This is a genomic window from Rhizobacter sp. P3_B12 (genome assembly GCF_056402895.1).
Genome location: NZ_JBFUGN010000519.1, coordinates 1 through 4316, shown reverse-complemented (window position 1 = coordinate 4316; position 4316 = coordinate 1). Strand labels below are relative to the sequence as shown.

General features: G+C 68.5%; 4 protein-coding genes and 1 pseudogene. All 5 read left to right on the top strand.

Annotation, left to right across the window (positions count from 1 at the left end; translation table 11 throughout):
* Positions 1-1280: pseudogene (locus AC1D01_RS22765) on the top strand (DUF2403 domain-containing lipoprotein); the annotation flags it as partial.
* 48 nt (positions 1281-1328) lie between these two features.
* Positions 1329-2000, top strand: coding sequence for a TetR family transcriptional regulator (locus AC1D01_RS22760; RefSeq protein WP_477870325.1), 672 nt, complete (start codon positions 1329-1331; stop codon positions 1998-2000).
* A 45-nt stretch (positions 2001-2045) separates the two neighbouring features.
* Positions 2046-2828 carry an ABC transporter permease gene (locus AC1D01_RS22755; protein WP_477870323.1) on the top strand — a complete coding sequence of 261 codons (783 nt, stop codon included), beginning with the start codon at positions 2046-2048 and terminating at the stop codon, positions 2826-2828.
* Between the two features lie 20 nt (positions 2829-2848).
* Positions 2849-3844, top strand: coding sequence for an ABC transporter substrate-binding protein (locus AC1D01_RS22750; RefSeq protein ID WP_477870321.1), 996 nt, complete (start codon positions 2849-2851; stop codon positions 3842-3844).
* Position 3845: 1 nt separating this feature from the next.
* A partial coding sequence (locus AC1D01_RS22745; RefSeq protein ID WP_477870319.1) for an ABC transporter ATP-binding protein occupies positions 3846-4316 on the top strand: 471 nt, incomplete at its 3' end.

Here is a 4316-nt window from a genome sequence, read left to right as displayed (position 1 = left end):
ATCCCCAAGCCCCGCACCCGCACCGAGTCCGGCACCCGCGCCGGCACCGAGCCCGGCTCCGGCCCCCGCACCGTCCGCCAACACCTGGCCGGACCTCGGCAACACCCAGGCCCCCGCCCACACCGCGTCCCCGACGAGCAACAACGGCACGCCGACGCTCGGCGGCACGCTGACCTTCACGAACATCGGCGCCAAGGGCTACTGGGGCCGCCGGATCGAGGCGCAGGCCGGCAGCGCGAGCTGCAACGTGCAGTCGGAAGTCATCAAGTTCCCGTGGGGCGATGAATCCTGCTGCCGCACGAAGCACGACGTCACCAGCGACAGGATCAGCCCGTTCAACGAAGAACTCGGGCTGGTGCTCGACGGCCCGCTGCGCATCAAGCAGCTGGTCGTCTACCAGCCGCTGACCACCACCGACGGCAACTGGGCGATCCGCTCGTTCTGGGACCGCCGCACGCCCGACAAGCCGTACAACTTCCACTTCTCCGGGCCGAAAGGTTCGAAGGTGCTGCCCAGTGAGCTCGGCAACAGCTGCACCGTCTTCGCGTCACAGGAGAAGCCGTTCAAGTGCGGCCCCGGCAGCGACCCGTACTGCCCGGGCTCCGACCTCGACTTCGTCGGCTGGAAGGGCTCGAAGCTCGTCGTGATGCTGGCCGGCATGCCGTACGCCGACGACCCGACGATGAAGCCGCTGAGCTGCGTCACCGACGGCAAGGACGAGAAGGCCGAAGACTCGCCGTGGCTCGCGGTCGCCCCGTCGGAGCTGTACCGCGACGGCTGGTCGGGCTACAGCCCCTGCCACTGCTTCAGCAACACCCCCGGGCAACGCCGGGCTCGGCGACGGCTGCGGCCAGATCAACATCCTCGAGGTGGTGGCCGAATCGCAGGGCACGCAGTACGGCAACCGCGACATCATCAGCACCGGCATCCGCTCGTACCAGGTGGGCTCGCTGGGCGGCTCGACCTGCGGCGTCAAGGGCTGCACGATGGACCACTTCGCGGCCGATGCCGACCTGCTCGACGCCAACAGCCTGACGGTGATGAAGCAGGGCGCCGTGGTCGACGCCAACACCCGCGGCAGCGCCGGCCCGGTCTGGCGCCGCCCGGTGGACGACCGCTACTACCTGGTGCTGCTCGACGAGCAATCGCGCGCGGTGCAGGTGGCGATGGTCCACCCGGGCGCCATCCCGGCCTCGTTGAAGGCCATCGTGCCGGCATTGCCGAACACGATCACGCGCGCCGCGGTCGACAGCCTGATGGGGCTGCGCCTGCCGAACTAGGGTTCGACCGGATGCCCATAATTCACCATTCGTTGAATTATGGGCACCATGCCGTCGCCCCTGCCCGCCACTGCTGCCAGCGCTGCCAATGTCGTCGAGCTGCGCACCCGTGACGCCGAGCGCACGCAGCAGGAGATCCTGCGCGCCGCGATGCACGAGTTCGCTGCAAGCGGCCTGGGCGGCGCGCGCATCGACGGCATCGCCGAGCGCGCCGGCGTCAACAAGCGCCTCATCTACTACTACTTCGGCGGCAAGGACGAGCTGTTCCTCGCGGTGCTCGAGCAGACCTATGCCGACATCCGCAGCGCCGAGCGCGAACTCCACCTCGAACGCCTGAGCCCGCCCGACGCGGTGCGCCGACTGGTGTCGTTCACCTGGGAGCACTACCTCGCGCACCCGGAATTCCTGACGCTGCTGAACAGCGAGAACCTGCACCGCGCCCGCCACCTGAAGGCGTCCAGCCGCATCCGCGAGATGAACTCGCCGCTGGTGCAGACGCTCGGCGAGGTGCTCGAGCGCGGCCGCCGCGAAGGCACCTTCCGCGGCGGTGTCGACGCGGTGCAGCTCTACATCTCGATCGCCGGCCTGGCGTACTTCTACCTGTCGAACAACCACACGCTGTCGACCATCTTCGGGCGCGACCTGATGGCGACCAAGGCCTTGTCGGAGCGCCTCTCGCACATCACCGAGGTGGTGATGGGCTATGTCCTGCGGGACTGACGCCGCACTCACGTAATTCACCAAACAGTGAAGAAGGACCGCACGATGAAACGCTGGCTCCTGTCTCCCGCGCTGCGCCCGGCCTGGCTGCTGGTGGTGCTGCTGGTGCTGTGGGACCTGGCAGTGCGGCTGTTCCGCATCCCGCCCTACCTGATCCCCACGCCGTGGTCGGTGGCCCACCAGTTGGTGGCCGAGGGGCCGATGCTGCTGCGCGAGACGCTGCCCACGCTGTACGCCWCGCTGGGCGGCTTCGCGCTGTCGGCGCTGTTCGGCGTGCCGATCGCGATGTGGATCGCCTCGTCGCGCCTGGTCGAGAGCTTCGTCTACCCGCTGCTGGTGTTCTCGCAGTCGATCCCGAAGGTGGCGATCGCGCCGCTGTTCGTCGTGTGGTTCGGCTTCGGCATCGTGCCCAAGGTGATCGCCGCCTTCCTGCTCGGCTTCTTCCCGGTGGTGGTCGCCACGGTGCAGGGCTTCAAGTCGGTCGAGGCCGACGTGATCGACCTGGCCCGCTCGATGGGCGCGAGCCCGTGGAAGGTGTTCATCAAGTTCCGGCTGCCCACCGCGCTGCCGTCGATCTTCAGCGGCCTGAAGGTCTCGGTGACGCTGGCGGTGGTGGGCGCGGTGGTCGGCGAGTTCGTCGGCTCCAACTCCGGCATCGGCTACGTGCTGCAGAAGGCCACCGGCAGCTTCGACCTGCCGCTGATGTTCGCCGCGCTGGTGCTGCTGTCGCTGGTGGGCGTGCTGCTGTTCCTCGCGATCGAAGGGGTCGAACGCTGGCTGATGCCGTGGCACGCGTCGCAGCGTGACGGGCAGCAGCCAGCGCATTGAATACAACGAAGGAGACAAGCATGAGACGACGCACCCTGGCCCGCGCCGCGGCCCTGGCCGCCCTGGGCTCCACGCTGGCGCTGCCCGCCTTCGCGCAATCGCGCGACAAGGTCGTGCTGCTGCTCAACTGGTACGTGTACAGCGAGCACGCGCCCTTCTTCATCGGCAAGGAGAAAGGCTTCTACGAGGCCGAGAACATCGACCTGGAGATCCAGGAGGGCCGCGGCTCGGCGGTGTCGATCCAGGCGGTGGCGGCAGGCTCGGCCACCTTCGGCTACGTCGACGTGCCGACGATGGTGAAGGCCGCCGCCAAGGGCGCGCCGGTGAAGGCGGTGGGCGTCGCGCTGCAGGTCAGCCCGATGTCGGTGATGGGCTTCTCCGAGAAGGGCGTGAAGACCGCGAAGGACATCGCCGGCAAGACCGTCGCGATGACGCCCGGCGACTCGATGAGCCAGATCTGGCCGCTGTTCCTGAAGAAGACCGGGCTGCAGGAGAACCAGTTCAAGACCGTCTCGGGCGACGCGCAGACCAAGCTGAATGCGGTGATCAACGGCCAGGCCGACCTGCTGCTCGGCTACGTGATGGACCAGAACATCAAGCTGCAGGATGCGACGAAGAAGCAAGTGCAGGTGGTGCGCTTCGCCGACTACGGCGTCAACCTGATCAGCTCCGGCATCGTCGCGCACAAGGACACGCTGGCCGCCAAGGCCGACCTGGTGAAGCGCTTTCTGCGTGCCACCACGCGCGCGCTCGAAGAGGCCGAGAAGAGCCCCGAGGCCGCGGTCGACGCGACGCTGAAGGCCAACCCCAAGTCGGGCCAGCGCGACACCATGCTGACCGGCCTGAAGCTGACGACGGCGCTGTACCACACCGACGAGACGCGGTCGCTGCGGCCGCTGCGGGTGTCGATGAAGAACGTCGCCGAATCGCTGGACCTGCTGGTGCAATACGGCGGCATGGACCCGGYCACGCGCGGCAAGCCGGAAGACTACGTCGCGCTGGACTATCTGCCGTGACATGCCGATGAGCGCCGTGCTGAAACCCGTCGCGTCGGCCGCGCCGGCGCCTGTGTTGATCGAGGCGCGCGGCCTGCACAAGACCTACCGCACGCAGGACGGCGACGTCGAGACGCTGCGCCCGCTCGACCTGGCGATCCGGGCCGGCGAGTTCGTCTCGGTGGTCGGCCCGTCGGGCTGCGGCAAGAGCACGCTGCTGAAGCTGGTGGCCGGGCTGCTGCCCGCGAGCGGCGGCGAGTTGACGCTCTCCGGCCGCCCGGTCAACGGCCCGCAGACCGACGTGGGCATCGTGTTCCAGAACGCGCTGCTGCTGCCGTGGCGGCGCGTCATCGACAACATCCTGCTGCAGGCCGAGATCCGCGGCCTGCCGATGGCGGCGGCCCGCGAGCGCGCGCAGCAGCTGATCGAGATGGCCGGGCTGCGCGGCTTCGAGAACAAGTACCCGTGGCAGCTGTCGGGCGGCATGCAGCAG

What these genes read in the sequence shown, in the direction of transcription:
- AC1D01_RS22760 (WP_477870325.1), top strand. Translation starts at nt 1,329, where the DNA reads ATGCCGTCGCCCCTGCCCGCCACTGCTGCCAGCGCTGCCAATGTCGTC.